Source organism: Amycolatopsis sp. SID8362, from assembly GCF_010550475.1.
GTDB classification, from domain to species: domain Bacteria; phylum Actinomycetota; class Actinomycetes; order Mycobacteriales; family Pseudonocardiaceae; genus Amycolatopsis; species Amycolatopsis eburnea.
The window spans coordinates 1-18,251 of record NZ_JAAGNB010000009.1; the positions used below are offsets into that span (position 1 = coordinate 1).

13 protein-coding genes and 1 pseudogene are annotated in these 18,251 nt (G+C 70.7%); 3 read left to right on the forward strand and 11 right to left on the reverse strand.

Annotation, left to right across the window (positions count from 1 at the left end; genetic code table 11):
• The 3 genes and pseudogenes from G3I65_RS00865 to G3I65_RS00875 form a co-directional block, all read right to left on the reverse strand.
• Window positions 1–420, reverse strand: a pseudogene (locus G3I65_RS00865) (ABC transporter permease); the annotation flags it as partial.
• A complete protein-coding gene (locus tag G3I65_RS00870) occupies window positions 417–1,307 on the reverse strand; it encodes an ABC transporter ATP-binding protein (protein WP_163046626.1) in 891 nt (296 codons plus the stop codon). The gene G3I65_RS00870 and the pseudogene G3I65_RS00865, both read right to left, overlap by 4 nt.
• Before the next feature lie 2 nt (window positions 1,308–1,309).
• On the reverse strand, window positions 1,310–1,924 hold the full coding sequence (locus G3I65_RS00875; protein ID WP_160693828.1) for a TetR/AcrR family transcriptional regulator: 615 nt from the start codon (window positions 1,922–1,924) through the stop codon (window positions 1,310–1,312).
• 235 nt (window positions 1,925–2,159) lie between these two features.
• On the opposite strand from G3I65_RS00875, the gene G3I65_RS00880 reads away from it, so the two are divergent.
• Window positions 2,160–5,393, forward strand: coding sequence for a S8 family serine peptidase (locus tag G3I65_RS00880; RefSeq protein ID WP_160693830.1), 3,234 nt, complete (start codon window positions 2,160–2,162; stop codon window positions 5,391–5,393).
• Between the two features lie 151 nt (window positions 5,394–5,544).
• Here the strand turns inward: G3I65_RS00880 and G3I65_RS00885 are convergent, their stop codons facing one another.
• Window positions 5,545–6,708 (reverse strand): ROK family transcriptional regulator, encoded by a 1,164-nt coding sequence (locus G3I65_RS00885; RefSeq protein WP_160693832.1) that lies wholly within the window; start codon window positions 6,706–6,708, stop codon window positions 5,545–5,547.
• 100 nt (window positions 6,709–6,808) lie between these two features.
• Here G3I65_RS00885 and xylA point away from each other — a divergent pair, with 100 nt between their 5' ends.
• Window positions 6,809–7,957 (forward strand): xylose isomerase, encoded by a 1,149-nt coding sequence (xylA, locus tag G3I65_RS00890; protein ID WP_160693834.1) that lies wholly within the window; start codon window positions 6,809–6,811, stop codon window positions 7,955–7,957.
• A gap of 71 nt (window positions 7,958–8,028) precedes the next feature.
• Window positions 8,029–8,397 (forward strand): hypothetical protein, encoded by a 369-nt coding sequence (locus G3I65_RS00895; protein WP_160693836.1) that lies wholly within the window; start codon window positions 8,029–8,031, stop codon window positions 8,395–8,397.
• Here the strand turns inward: G3I65_RS00895 and G3I65_RS00900 are convergent.
• The 7 genes from G3I65_RS00900 to G3I65_RS58690 all read right to left on the reverse strand — a co-directional run bounded on the left by G3I65_RS00900 (window position 8,392) and on the right by G3I65_RS58690 (window position 18,086).
• Window positions 8,392–12,258, reverse strand: coding sequence for a carbohydrate-binding protein (locus G3I65_RS00900; RefSeq protein ID WP_160693838.1), 3,867 nt, complete (start codon window positions 12,256–12,258; stop codon window positions 8,392–8,394). The two genes, G3I65_RS00895 and G3I65_RS00900, sit on opposite strands and share 6 nt — an antisense overlap.
• A gap of 102 nt (window positions 12,259–12,360) precedes the next feature.
• The gene (locus G3I65_RS00905) at window positions 12,361–13,362 is read right to left on the reverse strand and encodes a sugar phosphate isomerase/epimerase (protein ID WP_160693840.1); all 1,002 of its coding nucleotides are present in this window, start codon (window positions 13,360–13,362) and stop codon (window positions 12,361–12,363) included.
• Window positions 13,363–13,383: 21 nt separating this feature from the next.
• Window positions 13,384–14,751, reverse strand: coding sequence for a nucleotide pyrophosphatase/phosphodiesterase family protein (locus G3I65_RS00910; RefSeq protein ID WP_160693842.1), 1,368 nt, complete (start codon window positions 14,749–14,751; stop codon window positions 13,384–13,386).
• Window positions 14,748–15,875 carry a metabolite traffic protein EboE gene (gene eboE, locus G3I65_RS00915; RefSeq protein ID WP_160693844.1) on the reverse strand — a complete coding sequence of 376 codons (1,128 nt, stop codon included), beginning with the start codon at window positions 15,873–15,875 and terminating at the stop codon, window positions 14,748–14,750. The genes G3I65_RS00910 and eboE overlap by 4 nt, the downstream gene beginning before the upstream one ends.
• Window positions 15,872–16,723 (reverse strand): TatD family hydrolase, encoded by an 852-nt coding sequence (locus G3I65_RS00920; RefSeq protein ID WP_160693846.1) that lies wholly within the window; start codon window positions 16,721–16,723, stop codon window positions 15,872–15,874. Before G3I65_RS00920 ends, eboE begins: the two co-directional genes overlap by 4 nt.
• Window positions 16,723–17,268 (reverse strand): EboA domain-containing protein, encoded by a 546-nt coding sequence (locus G3I65_RS58685; protein WP_160693848.1) that lies wholly within the window; start codon window positions 17,266–17,268, stop codon window positions 16,723–16,725. The genes G3I65_RS00920 and G3I65_RS58685 overlap by 1 nt, the downstream gene beginning before the upstream one ends.
• Window positions 17,265–18,086: a sugar phosphate isomerase/epimerase gene (locus tag G3I65_RS58690; protein WP_160693850.1), complete on the reverse strand. Its 822-nt coding sequence runs from the start codon at window positions 18,084–18,086 to the stop codon at window positions 17,265–17,267. The genes G3I65_RS58685 and G3I65_RS58690 overlap by 4 nt, the downstream gene beginning before the upstream one ends.
• Window positions 18,087–18,251: the final 165 nt, after the last annotated feature.

Sequence of the window (18,251 nt, forward strand, 5' to 3'; positions counted from 1 at the left end):
CACGAGCACCCCGTACGCCAGGCACGCCCCGCAGGCGGCGATGACCGCGGCCGCCAGGCACGCGTGCCGCCCGACGACCGTCGCGCCGGTCAGCTCCCGGCGGCCCGCCTCCTCCTCGGTCCGGGTGTGCCGGAGCACCGTGAGCAGCGCGATCAGCCCGGCCACGACCGGGACGAACCCGCACTGCCACGCCAGCAGGTTCCCCACCGAGGAGCCGTAGAGCGGGCCGTTGCGGACGACGAACATCGCACTCGACGCGTTGAGGTCGTAGAAGTGCTGTCGCGAAGCCGCGTCCGGGTACGCAGCCTCGATCGAGGACAGGTACCCCATCGGCGCCGCCGTCAAGACGATGATCCACAGCGGCAGCAGCAGGCGGTCGCGGCGCAGCACCAGGCGCAGCAGCGCGAAGGTCCCGGTCATCGCGCCGGCTCGTAGTGGCGGAGGAACAGCTCCTCGAGCGTCGGCGGGCGGCTGACCAGGTTCCGCAGTCCGGCTCCGGCCAGGTGCCGCATCACGTCGTCCAGCGCGGGCTGGTCGACCGACAGGTGGACGTGCGAGCCGTACGTGCCCAGGTCGTGGACGCCCGGCAGCGACCCCAGGTCCGCCGGCACGTGCGCGAGCGACGCGTCGATCGTGATCCGGCCGAGGTGCCGCAGCTCGTCGAGGGTGCCCGACTCGACCGTGCGGCCGGCCCGGATGATCGTGACGCGGTCGCACAGCGCCTCGACCTCGGACAGGATGTGCGAAGAGAGCAGCACCGTCCGGTCGCCGCGGGCCCGCTCCTCCTCGACGACCTGCCGGAACGCCTCCTCCATCAGCGGGTCGAGCCCGGACGTCGGCTCGTCGAAGACCAGCAGCTCCACGTCGGACGCCAGCGCCGCGACGAGCGCGACCTTCTGCCGGTTGCCCTTCGAGTACGTCCGGCCCTTCTTGCGCGGGTCGAGGTCGAACCGCTCGACCAGCTCCGCGCGCCGCTTGGCGTCGAGACCGCCGCGCAGCCGGCCGAGCAGGTCGATGACCTCGCCCCCGGTGAGGTTGGGCCAGAGGGTGACGTCGCCCGGCACGTACGCGAGCCGCCGGTGCAGCCGCGTCGCGTCGGCCCACGGGTCGCCGCCGAGCAGGGTGGCGCGGCCGCCGTCGGCGCGCATCAGCCCCAGCAGGACGCGGATCGTCGTGGTCTTGCCGGCGCCGTTGGGCCCGAGGAAGCCGTGCACCTCGCCGGTGCGGACGGTCAGGTCGAGCCCGTCGAGGGCCCTCGTCCGGCCGAACGCCTTGGTGAGGCCGTCGGCGGTGATCGCTTCGGCCATCGTCATCCCTTCCGTTCGTAGGCGGCCAGCGCTTCGCGGGCCTTTTCGAGGGTTTCGCCGTCGCCGAGCGGGTTGAGGAACAGGTGCCCGGCGGCCAGGGACATGCGCAGCATCGCCTCGTGCGTGCCCGGCTCCTCGCCGAGCACGCGGGCGACGTGGTCCTGCAGGATCATCAGCCCGCCGGTCATCGCGGCGAGCGCGGCGGCGACGCCCCGCGGGTCGGGCATTTCCATGCCCTGCTCGCGGAAGTAGCGCTCGGTGCCGTCGACGATCTCGGTGAACTGGGCGGCCGCGGCTTCGGAGCCGTCGATCAGCGCGCGACCCAGGTACCGGCGGTACAGCAGCTGGCGGGCGTCGAACGACGGGAGGAACCCCGGGTTCGCGGCCCCCTTCGCCAGCACGTCCTCCTTGAACTTGAGCAGCTCGTCGAAGACGTGGGCGTCGCAGGCCTCGCGCAGGCCGTCCTTCGAGCCGAAGTGGTGGCGGATGAGCCCACCCGACACCCCGGCTTCCTCGGCGATGTCCAGGATCGACGTCTTTTCCATGCCGCGGGCGGTGAACAGCCGGATGGCGGCGTCGCGGATCCGGGCCCGCGCGGTGAGGTCTTCGGTGCTCATGCCCGTCCTATACGTACGTGTAGCCGACTACACGTAAATGTAGTCCCCTATACGCACGTATAGCAAGGCCGCACTTTCACGTGAAAGTGCGGCTTCGGGTTACCGCCTAACCGGTCAGCCGGTTAGGCCATTCGGCTCGCAACCAATTGCGGTCTTTGGGCTAACTGTCTTATTGCTGACGAAGATCCCACACGGTGTACTGCTCGGACGCACATCTTCACGAAGGGTCGTTTCAGTGACACAGCACAGATCGCGCTGGAGACGGCGGGCCGGGATCACCGTCCTCGCCACCGCACTCGGCGCCTCCGTCCTCGGCGTCGCCGTTCCCGTGGCGTCCGCCCAGCCGGCCCCGCCCACCTCGGGCGCGGCCGACGGCAAGACCCTCGACGAGCACGACCGCGCGCTCGTCGCCGAGGCCGAGAAGGCCGGCAAGCCCGACGTCACGCTGCTGATCGCGGCGGAAAAGGGCCAGACCGGTGCCGCCGTGAACGAGCTCAAGGCCCTCGGCGGCGTCGTCCAGTCCACCGACACCAAGCTCGACTACGTCAAGGTCACCGTCCCCACGGACAAGGCCGAGAAGGCCGCGAAGCTCAAGTCCGTGAACGCCGTCGACGTCGACGGCCTGATCATGCGCGACGACCCGAAGCCCGACGGCGCGACCACCCCGCTGCCGCAGCCGGCCCCGGGCAAGGACACCCCGCGCGTCAACCCGTACCTGCCGACCGGGGACACCTACGCGGCGCAGTTCGGCCAGGTCCTGCCCAACTGGGACGGCAAGGACACCACGGTCGCGGTGCTCGACTCCGGCGTCGACCTCGACTCCCCCGCGCTGGCCACCACCAGCCACGGCGAACGCAAGATCGTCGACTGGTACAACGCCAACGCCACCAACTCCGGTGACGGCACCTGGGTCAAGCAGTCCACGCAGACCTACACCGGCACCTTCACCGCGAACGGCAAGAGCTGGACGGCCCCGGCGACCGGCGGCCCGTACACCTTCGGCGTGTTCGGCGAGACCGCGGGCGACCTGGGCGGCGCGGACAGCGAAACCGGCGGTGACATCAACCGCGACGGCGACCGCGCCGACTCGTGGGGCGTGCTGCTCGACCCGGCGACCAAGGAGGTCCGGGTCGACCTCAACGGCAACGGCGACTTCACCGACGAGAAGCCGATGACCGACTACGCCAAGAAGTACGACGTCGGCTTCTTCGGCACCGACAACCCGGCCACGGACATCGCCGAGCGGATGGCGTTCGTGGTCCAGACCGACAAGCCGGGCTACGTCGGCATCGGCATCGCCGGCGCCGAGCACGGTTCGCACGTCGCGGGCATCGCGACCGGCAACGACCTCTTCGGCGGCAAGATGGACGGTGCGGCCCCCGGCGCGAAGGTGCTGGCGGTCAAGGTCTGCCTCACCGGCAGCGCGTGCACCTCGTCCGGCCTGATCGACGGCGTCGTCTACGCGGCCAGCCACGGCGCCGACGTCATCAACATCTCGATCGGCGGCCTGCCGGCGCTCAACGACGGCAACAACGCCCGCGCGGAGCTCTACAACCGCACGATCGCCGAGTACAACGTCCAGATCTTCATCTCGGCGGGCAACAGCGGCGCCGGGGCGAACACCGTCGGCGACCCGTCGGTGGCAACGGACGCGATCTCGGTCGGCTCGTACATCACCAAGGAGACCTGGCTGTCGAACTACGGCTCGGTCACCGCGAACGCCGAGTCGCTGCACCCGTTCTCCTCGCGCGGCCCGCGTGAGGACGGCGGCTTCAAGCCGGACATCATCGCGCCCGGCGCGGCGATCGCCACCGTTCCGCGCTGGACGGCGGGGAGCCCGGTGGCCGGGACGTACTCCCTGCCCGCCGGTTACGCCATGCTGCAGGGCACGTCGATGGCGGCGCCGCAGGCGACCGGCGCGGCGGCCCTGCTGGTGAGCGCGTACAAGGCGACGCACCAGGGCCAGCGGCCGCCGGTGGCTCAGCTGCGCGCGGCGATCAAGTCGACGGCGCGGTTCGTGCCGGGCATCAGCGCGTACGCCCAGGGCGCGGGGCTGTTCAACGTCCCGGCCGCGTTCGTCGCGCTGTCGCTGAACCCGAAGCCGGACGCCGTTTCGACGTCGGTCGAGGTGCACACGGCGCTGTCGAACCTGCTGGCGACGCCGAACACGGGCGTGGGCATCCACGACCGCGAAGGCGTGACCACGGGCAAGGCCTACACCCGCACCTACACGATCACCCGCACCACGGGCTCGGCGCACCCCGTGCCGTACTTCGCGCGGTGGACCGGGAACGACGGGACGTTCTCCTCGGCGTCGACGGTGGTCCTGCCGCTGAACACGCCGGTGAAGTTCGACGTCAAGGTGAACCCGAAGACCGCGGGCGCCCACTCGGCGCTGCTGTACCTGGACAACCCGCTGACCGTCGGCATCGACGTGCAGACCCTCAACACGGTCTTCGCGCCACAGGAGTTCACCGCCGACAAGGGTTTCCAGGTCGACGTGGCCGGCAAGATCGCCCGCAACCAGGCGACCAGCTACTTCGTGCGGGTGCCCCAGGGCGCCAGCGCGCTGAAGGTGGACCTGGACGCCGGCGCCGGCGCGCCGGGCAAGGGCCAGGTGCGGTTCCTGCGCTACGACCCGACCGGTGTCCCGGCCGAGGCGAGCACGTCCACGACGTACTGCTACCTCCCCGACGCGGGTGCCGGCTGCCCCGGTGGCACGCCGACCAGCCGCACGATCGCCAACCCGCTCCCGGGCGTGTGGGAGATCGTCGTCGAGGCGCGCCGGACGTCCGACGTGGCCGACGCGGCGTACAAGCTGTCGGCTTCGGTGCTGGGCACGGCCATCGCGCCGAACCCGGACACGATCGCTTCGGCCACGCTGAACACGCCGATCGCGCGGTCGTACACCGTGACGAACACGCTCGGCGGGTTCACCGGCAAGCTGAACGGCGCCACGCTGGGCAGCGCGAAGGTGTCGCGGCCGTCGATCGCCGAGGGCGTGCAGCAGCAGTACCAGATCGCGGTGACGCCGGGCTCGACGTCGCTGACGGCCACGATCGGCAAGACGTCCGACGTCGGCGCCGACCTGGACCTGGTGCTGTACAACTGCACGACCGGCTCCTGCGTGCAGGCGGCGGTCAGCGCGGACGGTGACTCCGAGGAGTCGGTGACCGTGGCCAACCCGGCCGCGGGCGTCTGGGTCGCGCTGGTCGACGGGTACGCGGTGCCGTCGGGCACGACCGAGTTCGACTACCTCGACGTCTTCACCAACCCGGGCTTCGGTTCGGTCGCGGTGACCGACGCCAACGCGGCGCACGCGTCGGGCAGCACGTGGACGGTGCCGGCGACGGTGACCGCCACGGCGGCCCCGGCGGCGGGCCGCACCCTGCGCGGTCAGCTGACCGTACAGACCGACACCGGTGTCACGGTCGGCTCCTCGCTGGTGCTGATCAACGCGGTGAGCTAGTCCCGCTCAACGGAAGCCGCCCCGGGTTCGCCCGGGGCGGTTTTCGCTTTGCCGGGGAGCGCGCGGCGATGTAGTGAATGACTCATTCATGTCGTCTGGCGACATGAATGAGTCATTCACGTCGTCCGGGCGGCGGCACCACCGCGGGCGCTTACGCTTCCTGAGCCCGGCTGACGAACGGCGCCGGATCGGCGAGCACGCGGTGCACGACCCGGCCCGCCGCCCCGAGCGTCGCGGCGTCACCACCCAGGCGTGACGCCGTCAGCACCGGTGGCGCGCCGCGGAGGCCGCCGAGGCGGGTGGTCAGCACCTCCGACACCGGGCCGGACAGCCACGGGTACAGCTGCGTGAACACCCCGCCCAGCACGATGCGGTCGAGGTCGAGCAGGTTCACCGCCGACGTCAGGGCGACGCCGAGAGCCTTCCCGGCGGCCTCGCACGCTTCCCGCGCCGCGCGGTCGCCGTCCGCCAGCGCCGTCAGGAACGCGGGGAGCGCCGACGCGTTTCCGGCCGCCAGCAACGCTTCCTGGCCCGCGAAGGTCTCCAGGCAGCCGTTCCCGCCGCAGCGGCAGAGCGGCCCCTGGGGTGCGACGACGACGTGGCCCAGCTCGCCGGCCAGGCCGCGGGCGCCGGCGAACAGCGTGCCGTCGACGACCAGGCCGGCGCCGATGCCGACTTCGCCGGAGACGTAGAGGAAGTCGCGTTCGCCGTCGCCGTACCAGAGCTCGCCGAGGGCCGCGAGGTTCGCTTCGTTGTCCAGCTCGACCGGGATCGGCAGGCGCAGCAGGTCGGCCGGGCGGACGTCCTGCCAGCCGAGGTTGGGGGCGCTGAAGAGCACGCCGTCGCCGACCGGGCCGGACACCGCGAGCACCGCGCCCGCGACCTCGAGGCCGAGCCGGTGGGCCTCGGCGAGCGCCTCGGTGGCGAGCGCCTGCAGCTCCCCCAGGACCTTCTTCGGCCTCGAGCCGCGGTTGTCGCGCTCGCGGCGGGCGGCGAACCGGACGTCGCCGGTGAGGTCGAGCACGCGCACGGCGAGGTAGTCGACGTTGATCTCGAGCCCGAGCGACGCCACGCGCGCCCCGCTGAGCACGACTTCCACGCCGGGGCGGCCGCGTTCGCCCGCCCGGGCCGGCCCGGTTTCGGCGAGCAGCCCCGCGTCGACCAGGTCGCCGACCAGCTTGCTCACGGTCGACTTGGTCAGGCCGGTGACCTCGGCGAGCGCGGCGCGGGTGAGCGCGCCGCCGCGGTGGACCGCGCCCAGCACGACCTCGAGGTTGCGGGCGCGCATCTCCTCGTGCCGCACGGCCTGGGTCATCGTGTCCCTCCCTGCTGTGCACTTTAACCGGCCCTCTTGACGCCCGGGACCCCTGCGGCGCATATTTAGTCTACATCGTGAACTAAATGAAGGGATCGTCATGAGCGACTACGCCCCCCGGCCGGCCGACAAGTTCACCTTCGGCCTCTGGACCGTGGGCTGGCCCGCGAACGACCCGTTCGGGGTCGCGACGCGGCCGCCGCTGGACCCGGTGGAGACCGTCCACCGGCTGGCGGAGCTGGGCGCGTACGGCGTGACCTTCCACGACGACGACCTGCTGGCCACCGAGCCGGACCGCGACAAGGCGATCGAGGCGTTCCGCAAGGCGCTGGCCGAGACCGGCCTGAAGGTGCCGATGGCGACGACGAACCTGTTCACCCACCCGGTGTTCAAGGACGGTGGCCTGACCAGCAACGACCGCGACGTCCGCCGCTACGCGCTGCGCAAGGTCCGCCGCAACATCGACCTGGCGGCCGAGCTCGGCGCGGAGACGTACGTCGTGTGGGGCGGCCGCGAGGGCGCGGAGTCCGACGGCGCGAAGGACGTCCGCGCGGCGCTGGCCCGCTACAAGGAGGGCCTCGACCTGCTGGCGGACTACGTCGTGGAGAAGGGCTACTCGCTGCGGTTCGCACTGGAGCCGAAGCCGAACGAGCCCCGCGGCGACATCCTGCTCCCGACGATCGGCCACGCACTGGGCTTCATCTCCCAGCTGGCGCGGCCGGAGATGTTCGGGCTGAACCCGGAGGTCGGGCACGAGCAGATGGCGGGCCTGAACTTCGTGCACGGCATCGCGCAGGCACTGTGGCAGGGCAAGCTGTTCCACATCGACCTGAACGGCCAGCACGGCCCGAAGTACGACCAGGACCTGATCTTCGGCCACGGTGACGTGAAGAGCGCGTTCTTCCTGGTGGACCTGCTGGAGAACGGCGGGTACGAAGGTCCGCGGCACTTCGACTACAAGCCGCTGCGGACGGAAGACCCCTCGGACGTCTGGGTCTCGGCGGCGGCGAACATGCGGACTTACCTGATCCTGAAGGAGAAGGCGGCGAAGTTCCGGTCCGACCCCGAGGTGGCCGAGGCGTTGGCGGCTTCGCGGGTGCCGGACCTGTCGACGCCGACGCTGGCCCCGGGCGAGACGTTCGACGACGTGTTGAACGACGACTTCGACCTGGACGCGGCGGCCGAGCGCGGGTACCACTTCACGCGCCTGAACCAGCTGGCGCTGGAGCACCTGCTCGGCGTGCGCTGAGCCCAATGCCGTTAAGGCCACCTTACGGGCGTCTGACGCCCGTAAGGTGGCCTTAACGGCATGCTTGTCGCATGAGGACCTTTACCGACTTGACGCACGTCCGGCTGGAGGACAGTTACGTCCTCGGCATCCGCGAGACGCCGGACTCCCTCGCCTTTACGCTGGACCTCGTCCTCACCGGCGCACACCCCCGTTACCACGAGCCACGGGTGGGTGAACAGTATTGCTACGCCGATGCCGTGCTGACCATCGCCGGTGTCCAGAAGGTCGAGTGGGTCTCTCGGTCTTCACAGACCTACCGGGACGCCTCCGGCGAGGAAGACCTCGGCAACATCGACAGCTTCCGCTACCAACACGGGTGCTACGACATCACCGGAGACTGGGGCCACGTCCGGGTCCACTCGCCCGCCGAGCCCCGCGTCACCTTCCCGGACTCATGACACCGTCAGGGTGTCGATGTCGAACAGCGACCCCGCCCCACCTCGGAAGACCAGGTGAAGCGGCCCCGTACCCGACGTGACCGTGGTCGAGACCGTCTGGAACGTCTCCCAGCTCCCCGTAACAGGCACCGTCACCGTCCCCAGTAACTCACCCGTAGCCGAACCGGAGCGGATCTCGATCGTGCCACCCGCGCCAGCCGACGACACCACGGCACTGAACCGCGTGATACCTGAAGTGCTCACCGACGCGTACCCCGCCCAATCGCCGTCCTCGATGTAGCCCAGGGTCTGGCCGCCGCTTGCCGGGGCGTGGGATGCGGCCTGAACCCCCGAACTCGACGTGAACGACTCACCTTCCACAGTGGACGACGACGTCCCGCACGAAGCCGGAGCAACACCAGCCGCATAACGGATCGCGCCCAGCAAGGACGCCCGGAACACCGGGTCCGAATAGGACTCGATCGTGTGGCCGAGTCCCGTGTAGAACGCCCGGCCGCTGCCCTGCGGGTGACACCACGTGATCGGGTGGTCCGCACCCATCTCGCCGCCCGTGTAGCTGGACTCGTCCAGCGTCTGCAGCACGTGCACGCTGCCCCGCGGGTTCGTCCGGTAGTTGTACAGCTCGTCCGTCCGCGTCCACACCGCGGGCAGGCCCGCCGTCGCCGGGTGGGTGTTGTCCTCCGTCACGAAGCGGGCCTGCTGGATCGCCGGATGGCTCTTGAACCACGCACCGACCAATTGGCCGTACCACGGCCAGTCGTACTCCGTGTCCGCCGCCGCGTGGATGCCGACGTAGCCGCCGCCTCCTTCCACATAGGACTGGAATGCCGCTTGCTGCGTGGCGTCCAGGACATCGCCGGTCGTCGAAAGGAATACCACGGCTTCGTAAGAGGACAGCGAAGTGAACACCGACGCGTCCTCGGTCGCCGTCACGTTGAATCCTTGCGCCGCACCCAGTTCGCGAATGGCCTGGATGCCCGCCGGGATCGAATCGTGGCGGAAGCCCGCCGTCTTGGAGAAGACCAGTACGTCGTAGGACGGATCCACCTGGGTCGGCATACCGCCCAGCGTAAAGGAATCCACGTCGAAGAGGGAGCCGGAACCGCCCCGGAACACCAGGAACAACGCTCCCGAGCCGCTCGACACCGACGTCGTCACGTTCTGGAACGTCTCCCAGCCGCCGGTCGCCGGCACGGCCACCGACCCCAGCAGCGTCCCGGTGGCCGAACCCGAGCGGATCTCGATCGTCCCGCCCGCGCCTGCCGACGAAATCCGCACGGTGAAGGACCGGGCGCCCGCCGTGATCACCGACGCGTACCCGGCCCAGTCGCCGTTCTCGATGTAACCCAGGGTGTTGCCGCCGCTCGCGCCGGCGTGCGGCGCGATCTGGACGCCGGAACCGGACGTGAACGACTCGCCCTCGATCGCGGGAGCGGCGGTGGTGAACGTGAACGCGTCCAGGTCGAACAGGTTTCCCTGCCCCGTCACGCCCTTGAACACGAGGTACAGCGTCGTCGTCCCGGCCGGCTGGGCGGCCAGGTTCGCCGTGACGTCGGCGAACGTGTCCCAGTTCCCGGTGTTGGCGACGGCCGCCGACCCGAGCAGGGTGCCGGTCGGCGAACCCGCGCGCACCTCCAGCGTGCCGCCCGGGCCGCCCGACGACACCCGCGCGGTGATCGAGGTGGCGTTGCCCAGCGCGTACGGCGTGAACGAGATCCAGTCGCCGTCGTCGGTGTACCCGACCGTCCGGCCGCCCTCCGCGGCGCCGTGGTCGGCGAGCTGGATCCCCGACTGCGCCGAGAAGTGCTCGCCCTGGCGGTGCCGCGGCTGCAGCTTCCGGACGCTGTGCGACGTCAGCCCGCCCTTGTCGGTGTACTGCGCGTCGAAGACGCCGTAGATGTTCGCGGCGGCGTCGTGCTCGCCGTCGACCGGGACCGCGATCGAGCCCGAACACCCGGTCGCCTGCGTGATCTGGTGCTCGTGGCTGTCGTGGCCGAGCAGGTACGTGACCTTGACCTTCGAGCAGTCCAGCGGCCCGTCTTCCGGATCGCTGCCGGTCACCTGGAACGGCACGGTGTCACCGAAGGAGAACAACTGACCGTCCACAGGAGACCCCAGCGCAACAGTGGGCGCCGTGTTCCCGACCGTCACGACGAGACTCGCCGTGCCCGTCAGCCCTTCCGGATCGGACACCGTCACCGTCGGGGAGTACGTGCCGTTGGTCGTGTAGGTGTGCGCCGGGTTCGCCGCCGTCGACGACGAGCCGTCGCCGAAGTCCCAGCGGTAGGTCAGCGCCCCGCCCTCGGGGTCGGCGCTCCCCGCCGAAGAGAAGTTGACGGTCAACGGGTTCGGCCCGGACGTCTTGTCGGCCGCGGCTTTCGCCACCGGGTTGCGGTTCGTGCCCGCGAGGTACTCGATCCGGTACAGCGCCTGGTTGTCGCTGCCGGTGCCGTAGTCGAGGACGTACAGGGCGCCGTCCGGGCCGAACGCCATGTCCATCACCTGCGTGCCGGTCCACGGGAAGTCCTCGATCGCCCCGCGCGTCCCGTCGGCGTTGACGGTGACCGCCTTGATCCACTTGCGACCGTACTCGCCCGCGAAGTACTTGCCGTCCAAGGACTGCGGGAACTTGACCGTGGACGTCGAAGCCGCGTCGTACCGGTAGACCGGTCCGCCCATCGGCGACTCCGAGCCGCTGCCGAACTCCGGCGGCGAGCCTTCGTCGCCCGCGTACTTGATCCACGCGGGCTTCGGCACCGGCAGCTTGGCCAGCCCGGTGTTGCGGAACGACGAGTTCGTCGGACCGCCCGCGCAGTCGTACTTCGCACCCGACGGTCCACTCGGGAATGTGTAGTGGTTGTACGTCTCGGTCGTGGTGTTCGACCCGGTGCAGTACGGCCAGCCGAAGTTGCCCGGCCCGGTGATCCGGTCGAACTCGACCTGGCCCTGCGGCCCGCGGTCGGGGTTGGTGACGCCGGCGTCCGGGCCGTAGTCGCCGAGGTAGACGACCCCGGTCGGCTTGTCGACACTCATCCGGAACGGGTTGCGGAAGCCCATCGCGTAGATCTCCGGCCGCGTGCTCGCGGTCCCCGGTGCGAAGAGGTTGCCGGCCGGGATCGTGTACGTCCCGTCGGCCTGCGGGTGGATCCGCAGCAGCTTGCCACGCAGGTCGTTCGTGTTGGCGGACGAGCGCTGCGCGTCGAACTGCGGGTTGCGCGTGGTCCGTTCGTCGATCGGCGAGTAGCTGTCGGAGGAGAACGGGTTCGTGTCGTCGCCGGTGGTCAGGTACAGGTTGCCCGCGGCGTCGAAGTCGATGTCCCCGCCGACGTGGCAGCACTGCCCGCGGTCGTTGGCCACCTTCAGCACGACCTTCTCGCTGGCCAGGTCGAGCGTGTTGTCGGCCTTCAGGACGAACCGCGACAGGTGCAGCTCACCCTTGTACGGCGCGAAGTCCGCCTCGGTGCCGTCGGTGGGCGCGTCACCGTCCGGTGTGGACAGCCGTGGCGAGTAGTACAGCCAGACGAACCGGTTCGTGGCGAAGCCGGGGTCGGCCGCGACGCCCTGGAGGCCTTCTTCGTCGTGCGTGTAGACGTTCAGCTTGCCCGCGATCGACGTCGCGCCGGCCGCGGTGGTGACGCGGACGGTGCCGTCGCGGGAGGTGTGCACGACCGAGCGGTCGGGCAGCACGGCGAGCGACATCGCCTCGCCGCCCAGCTCGGCCGCGCCGGTGGCGAGCGCGACCTGCTGGTAGTCCGCGGGCGGGAGGTCCGCGCGGGCCGGGGTGTCGAGGGTGAGCAGGAGGCCGGCGCCCAGCAGCGCGGTGCCGAACAGCCTCGCCCACTTCGGTGGGGACGGAGACATGTGGATCCTTCCTGATTTTGAGCGTGCTTCGCCCCGGTGTGGCGCGAAGCCGGTTTCGATCACCTTCCGACGGGGCTGGCGGTCACCCGTTGAACAGAAGCGCTACTTCGAGGAGAAAGCGGCGTCGAACGCCGCCGTGGGCGGGGTGAAGTTGAGCTTGCGGACGAACTCCAGCGCTTCCGGGGCGCCGATGAGCCGGTCCATGCCCGCGTCCTCCCACTCGATGGAGATCGGGCCGTCGTAGCCGATGGCGTTGAGCATCCGGAAGACGTCCTCCCAGGGGACGTCGCCGTGGCCGGTCGAGACGAAGTCCCAGCCGCGGCGCGGATCCGCCCACGGCAGGTGCGAACCCATCCGCCCGTTGCGGCCGTTGAGCTGCTTGCGGGCCTCCTTGCAGTCGACGTGGTAGATGCGGTCCTTGAAATCCCACAGGAACCCGGCCGGGTCGAGGTCCTGCCAGACGAAGTGCGACGGGTCGAAGTTCAGCCCGAACGCCGGGCGGTGGCCGATCGCCTCCAGCGTCCGGACGGTGCTCCAGTAGTCGTACGCGATTTCACTCGGGTGCACCTCGTGGGCGAAGCGGACGCCGACCTCGTCGAAGACGTCCAGGATCGGGTTCCAGCGCGTGGCGAAGTCGGCGTACCCGCGCTCGATCATCGACGGCGGCACCGGCGGGAACATCGCCACCGTGTGCCAGATCGACGAGCCGGTGAAACCGACCACAGTGGACACGCCGAGCTTCGCCGCGGCGCGGGCGGTGGCCTGCATTTCGGCCGCCGCCCGCTGCCGGACGCCCTCGGGTTCGCCGTCGCCCCAGATCCGGGCGGGCAGGATGGCTTCGTGCCGCTCGTCGATCGGGTGGTCGCAGACGGCCTGGCCCACCAGGTGGTTCGAGATGGCCCACACCTTGAGGTCGTACTTGGCCAGCGTCGCCAGCTTCGCCGGGACGTACCCGTCTTCGGCCAGCGCGCGATCCACTTCGAAGTGGTCACCCCAGCAGGCGATTTCGAGGCCTTCGTAACCCCATCCGCTCGCCAGCTCGCACACCTCCTCGAACGGCAGATCGGCCCACTGCCCGGTGAACAACGTCAACGGTCGTGCCATGTCTGACCTCCTGGGTGCGTCCTACTCGGTGCGGATAGCCGTGAGCAGCAGTTCCTTGACTTCGGTGGCGTGGATCTTTTCGCGCGCGAGCGAAGGATCCGAGCACAGCAGCACGGGTCCGTCCTCGGGCGCGTCGGGCAGCCGGCCGTGGCTACCGCGCACCGGCGCCGGGTCGAGCGGGACGACCTGCATCGAGTACCGCAGGCCGAGCTTCTTGCGGGCCAAAGCCGACGCCGCCTTCAGCTTCACCGCCGGGTCGTTCGGGTCGAAGAACAGCTCGGCCGGGTCGTAGCCGGGCTTGCGGTGGATCTCGACGGTCTTCGCGAAGTCCGGCGCGCGGTCGTCGCTCAGCCAGTAGTAGTACGTGAACCAGGCGTCCGGGTCGGCGATCGCGACCAGCTCGCCCGCGCGCTCGTGGTTGATCCCGATCGACGCCTGGCCTTCGCGATCCAGCACGACGTCCACTCCGGACAGTCCGGCGACGATGTCCCGCACGCGCGGGATGTCCGCCGGGTCGGCGACGTAGACGTGCGCGACCTGGTGGTCGGCCACCGCGAACGCCCGGGACGTCCACGGGTCCAGGTACTCCATGCCCGCCTGGACGTAGACGTTGAGCAGGCCCTCGCGGCGCAGCGCCCGGTTGATGTCGACCGGGCGGCTCGCGTTGGTGATGCCGTACTCCGAGAGCGCGACGACGGTGTGCCCGCCTGCGGCCGCGAAGTCCAGCAGCGGCTTCAACGCCGTGTCGATCTCGCGCGCGGCCGCCGCGGCCTGCGGCGCGTCCGGGCCGAAGCGCTGCAGGTCGTAGTCCAGGTGCGGGATGTAGACGAGCGTGGTGTCCGGCTTGTCCTCGGCCATGATCTTCTGCGCCGCGGCGATGATCCACTTCGACGACGTGATCGCCGCGGTCGGGCCCCAGTAGGTGAACAGCGGGAATTCGCCGAGGTCGCCGACCAGGCGGTCGTGCAGCTGCGGCGGGTAGGTGTAGGCGTCCGGGGACTTCTTGCCGTCGGCGTGGTAGATCGGCCGCGGGGTCACGGTCAGGTCGACGTCCATGCCCATCGCGTACCACCAGCAGACGTTGGCGACGCGGTGCCCGGCCTGCGCACGGCGGGCGGCGTCCCAGAACTTGTCGCCCTGCACCAGTTTGTTGTGCTGGCGCCAGAGGAAGATCTCGCCGAGGTCGCGGAAGTACCAGCCGTTGCCGACGATTCCGTGTTCGGCGGGCTGCAGGCCGGTGAGGAACGTCGACTGCACCGAGCACGTCACGGCCGGGAAGACGGTGTCGAGCTGCGCCGTGAAGCCGGGCTCGGCCATCTTGCGCAGGTTGGGCATGTGCGGCAGCAGCCGCGGGGTCAGCCCGACGACGTCGAGGACCAGCAAGCTCATTCGGAAACCTCTTCCAAGCCTAGTTCGATCAGGGAACGCCGGGTCCAGTCCAGCTCGGCCGCGATGCCCGCGACCAGCCCGGCGTCGTCGGCGGGTGCGTCCGGGAGCACCTGCCAGGTGTAGGTCTCGACCTCGACGTGGTCGGTGCGCGCGGTGGCGCCGCCGAACAGCTCGGCCAGCGTCGCGGCCAGCACCGGCCGGGTCGACGTCAGCGGCGGCGCCGGGTCGGCGTGCAGCGGCACGTGGAAGTGCACGCGCCACGGCGCCTCGCCCGGGAGCCCGCCCGCGAGCGCCAGATCGAGGTCGTCGGCTCCCGGCGGGGCGCCTTCGTTGCTCTGGTGCAGGAACCGGGGTTCCACAAAGGACTCCAGCGCCCGGCGCGTCGCGGGATCCTTCGGCGCAGCGGCTTCGAGGGCCGCCGACGCCTGCAGTTTGACGACGTCCAGCCCGGCCGCTTCCAGCCGTCCCAGCGCGGCGGCCGGGTCCTCGAAGCCCACGGCGAGGTGGCACGTGTCGAGGCAGACACCGAGCCAGTCGGTGTCCACATCGGACAGCAGCGACGCGGCCTGCGCGGTCGTCTCGATGACGCACCCGGGTTCGGGTTCGAATGCCACCCGCACCGGACGCCGCTGCGCCGCCAGTCCCTTGGCCAGCAGCTCGAGCTGACCGCGGTCGTCCTGCCATTCCGTGCGCCAGCCGAGCGGCAACGTCGAGACGCTGCCCCGGGCCGCGTCGTCGGGCAGCAGCTCGGCCAGCAGCTTCGCCAGGTCCAAGGTGTACTGCGTGCGCTCGGGCGTCGACCAGTCCGGCCGGTACACCTTGTGCTTGACGACCGGGTCGTGGAACCCCTGGTACGGGAACCCGTTGAAGGTGACGACCTCCAGGCCGCGCGTGGCCAGCTCACCGCGCAGCCGGGCGACTGCGGCGGGGTCGGCGACCAGTTCGGCCGCGACCGGCCGGGCCAGCCACAGGCCGAGCCCGAGCCGGCTCACGCCGAGGCGTTCGCGGACCGGCTCGCCGAAGCGGGCCAGCTGGGCGAGCACGCCGTCGAGGTCCTCGGCCTGGTGCACGTTGGTGCAGTAGGCGAGGTGGACGAGCGAGCCGTCGCGGTGCCGGAACCTCACTTGCGCGCCCCCCGCAGGATGGAGTTGCCCGCGAACTCGGCGGCCGCGGTGCCGGATTCCAGTGACAGCCGCCCGCTCTGGCCGTAGAACTCGACGGGGTTGCGCCACAGCACCTGATCGACGTCGTCCTCGCTGAACCCGGCGGCCAGCATCGCGTCGCCGGTCTTGCGGGTCTTGAGCGGGTCGCTCTTGCCCCAGTCCGCCGCGGAGTTCACCAGCACGCGCTCGGTGCCGTATTCGCGGAGGATCGCGACCATCCGCTCTTCGTCCATTTTGGTGTCCGGGTAGATCGAGAACCCCATCCAGGACCCGGATTCCTTGACCATCGCGACGGTGACCTCGTTGAGGTGGTCCAGCACCACGCGTTCCGGCGCGATCCCCGACTCGCGGACGACGGCGATGCTGCGCTCGGTCCCGGCGGCCTTGTCGCGGTGCGGGGTGTGCACCATCGCCGGGAGGTCGTGGTCGATGGCCAGCGCGAGCTGCGCGGCGAACGCCTTGTCCTCCTCGGCGGTCATCGAGTCGTAGCCGATCTCGCCGACCGCGACCACGCCGTCCTTCTCCAGGTAGCGCGGCAGGAGGTCGAGCACCGGAGCGCAGCGCGGGTCGTTGGCTTCCTTGGGGTTCAACGCGATCGTGCAGTGGTGCGCGATGCCGTACTGGCTCGCGCGGAACGGCTCCCAGCCGACCAGTGCGTCGAAGTAGTCGGTGAAGCTGCCGACGTTCGTGCGGGGCTGGCCCAGCCAGAACGCCGGCTCGACGAGCGCGCGGACGCCGGCCGCGTGCATCGCCGCGTAGTCGTCGGTGGTCCGGGAGCTCATGTGGATGTGCGGGTCGAAGATGCGCATCAGGCGTCCTGTTCGGTCAGCAGCGGGAGGAGGTCGGCGGGGACGTCGCGGCCCGCGGCGGTGCGCTCGGCGGCGAAGGACCGCATCATGCGCAGCAGCTCCTCGTCGGTCCGGCGGTCGAGCCCGGCGATGTCGGCCAGGGGAATGCCCATGAACACGCACTTGAGGACGCCGTGGCGGTACGCGGCGTCGTCGAGGTGCGTGGCGGCGTACTCCCCCATCGCGGCGGTCACCAGGCGGGTGTCGTTGGTGCGCAAGGCATCCGCGACCAGGTCGAGCCCGGCGTCGCCGGTGTCCACGACGGACAGTCCACGGAGGACGGCTCGTTTCTCGGCGGCGTCGCCGTAGCGGTAGAGGTCCGGCATCTCGGCGGCCGCGCCGGGTGCGGCCTTGAGCAGTTCCACGCGGGCCACGTCGTCGACCGTCCACCCCGGAACGTCCGACGGGCCCCGGCCCACCCGGCGGCCGACGCCCGGGAACACCGTGCGCAGGACCGTCGCGTCGGCGGCGACGTCGTGCAGTGCCTTGTCCAGCCAGGCGTTCACGCCGCCACCGCCTTCCGCAGGAATTCGAGGGACTCGCGGGCGATCCGCGGCGCCGCGTGGCTGTCCCGCGGCAGTTCCACGGCCACCAGCCCGGAGTACGGCGACAGCGCTTCCAGCACCGGCGGGAAGTCGATCTCGCCCCGCCCGAACTCCAGGTGCTCGTGGGTGCCGCGGCGCATGTCGTCGATCTGCACGTTGACCAGCCGCGGCAGCGCGCGGCGGACGCAGTCGGGCACGGACGCGGACTCGTTGCACCGGCAGTGCCCGATGTCCAGCGTCAGGCCGAAGCGCGACGGGTCACCCAGCCGCCGGGCCAGCTCGAAGTACCCGTCCAGGTCCTCGACGAGCATCCCCGGCTCCGGTTCGAAGCCGAGCTTGACGTCGTGCTCGTCCGCCGCCTTGAGCACGTCGGCGCACCCGTCGACCAAGTGCGCCCAAGCGTCCTCGGTGGACAGGTCGGCGGGTTTGTTCCCGCTCCAGAACGAAACCGCCTCGGCGTTCAGGTCCGCGGCGATCTCCACGGCCCGGGTCAGGAACTCGACGCGGCGCGCGCGGTCGGGGTCGAGGAACGTCGGCGAATGCTTGCGCCACGGGTCCAGCAGGAACCGCGCGCCGGTCTCGATCACGACGGCCAGCCCGAGCCGGTCCAGCTCGGCCGCCAGCGACGCGACGTGCCGGGCGAGGTCCGGCCCGAACGGGTCGAGGTGCTGGTGGTCGAGGGTCAGTGCGACGCCGTCGTAGCCGAGGTCCGACAGGACGCGCAGGGCGTCGCCGAGGCGGTGGTTGGCGAAGCCGTTGGTGCCGTACCCGAACCTCATGTCGGCGACACCTTCCGGCTCAGCGCCCGCGCGATCGGGAACGCGGCGGCGACGGCCAGCGCCGAGCGCCACGCGCCGGTGCGCGCGATCAGCCCGGCCTGCAGCGGGATCATGCCGTGGATCCCGGCGCCGACCGCGCGGCGGATCTTCGGCGCGGCCGGGTCG

Coding starts and splice junctions, on each gene's coding strand:
- G3I65_RS00870 (WP_163046626.1), bottom strand. CDS start 1,307: ATGGCCGAAGCGATCACCGCCGACGGCCTCACCAAGGCGTTCGGCCGG.
- G3I65_RS00875 (WP_160693828.1), bottom strand. CDS start 1,924: ATGAGCACCGAAGACCTCACCGCGCGGGCCCGGATCCGCGACGCCGCC.
- G3I65_RS00885 (WP_160693832.1), bottom strand. CDS start 6,708: ATGACCCAGGCCGTGCGGCACGAGGAGATGCGCGCCCGCAACCTCGAG.
- xylA (WP_160693834.1), top strand. CDS start 6,809: ATGAGCGACTACGCCCCCCGGCCGGCCGACAAGTTCACCTTCGGCCTC.
- G3I65_RS00895 (WP_160693836.1), top strand. CDS start 8,029: ATGAGGACCTTTACCGACTTGACGCACGTCCGGCTGGAGGACAGTTAC.
- G3I65_RS00900 (WP_160693838.1), bottom strand. CDS start 12,258: ATGTCTCCGTCCCCACCGAAGTGGGCGAGGCTGTTCGGCACCGCGCTG.
- G3I65_RS00905 (WP_160693840.1), bottom strand. CDS start 13,362: ATGGCACGACCGTTGACGTTGTTCACCGGGCAGTGGGCCGATCTGCCG.
- G3I65_RS00910 (WP_160693842.1), bottom strand. CDS start 14,751: ATGAGCTTGCTGGTCCTCGACGTCGTCGGGCTGACCCCGCGGCTGCTG.
- G3I65_RS00920 (WP_160693846.1), bottom strand. CDS start 16,723: ATGCGCATCTTCGACCCGCACATCCACATGAGCTCCCGGACCACCGAC.
- G3I65_RS58690 (WP_160693850.1), bottom strand. CDS start 18,086: ATGAGGTTCGGGTACGGCACCAACGGCTTCGCCAACCACCGCCTCGGC.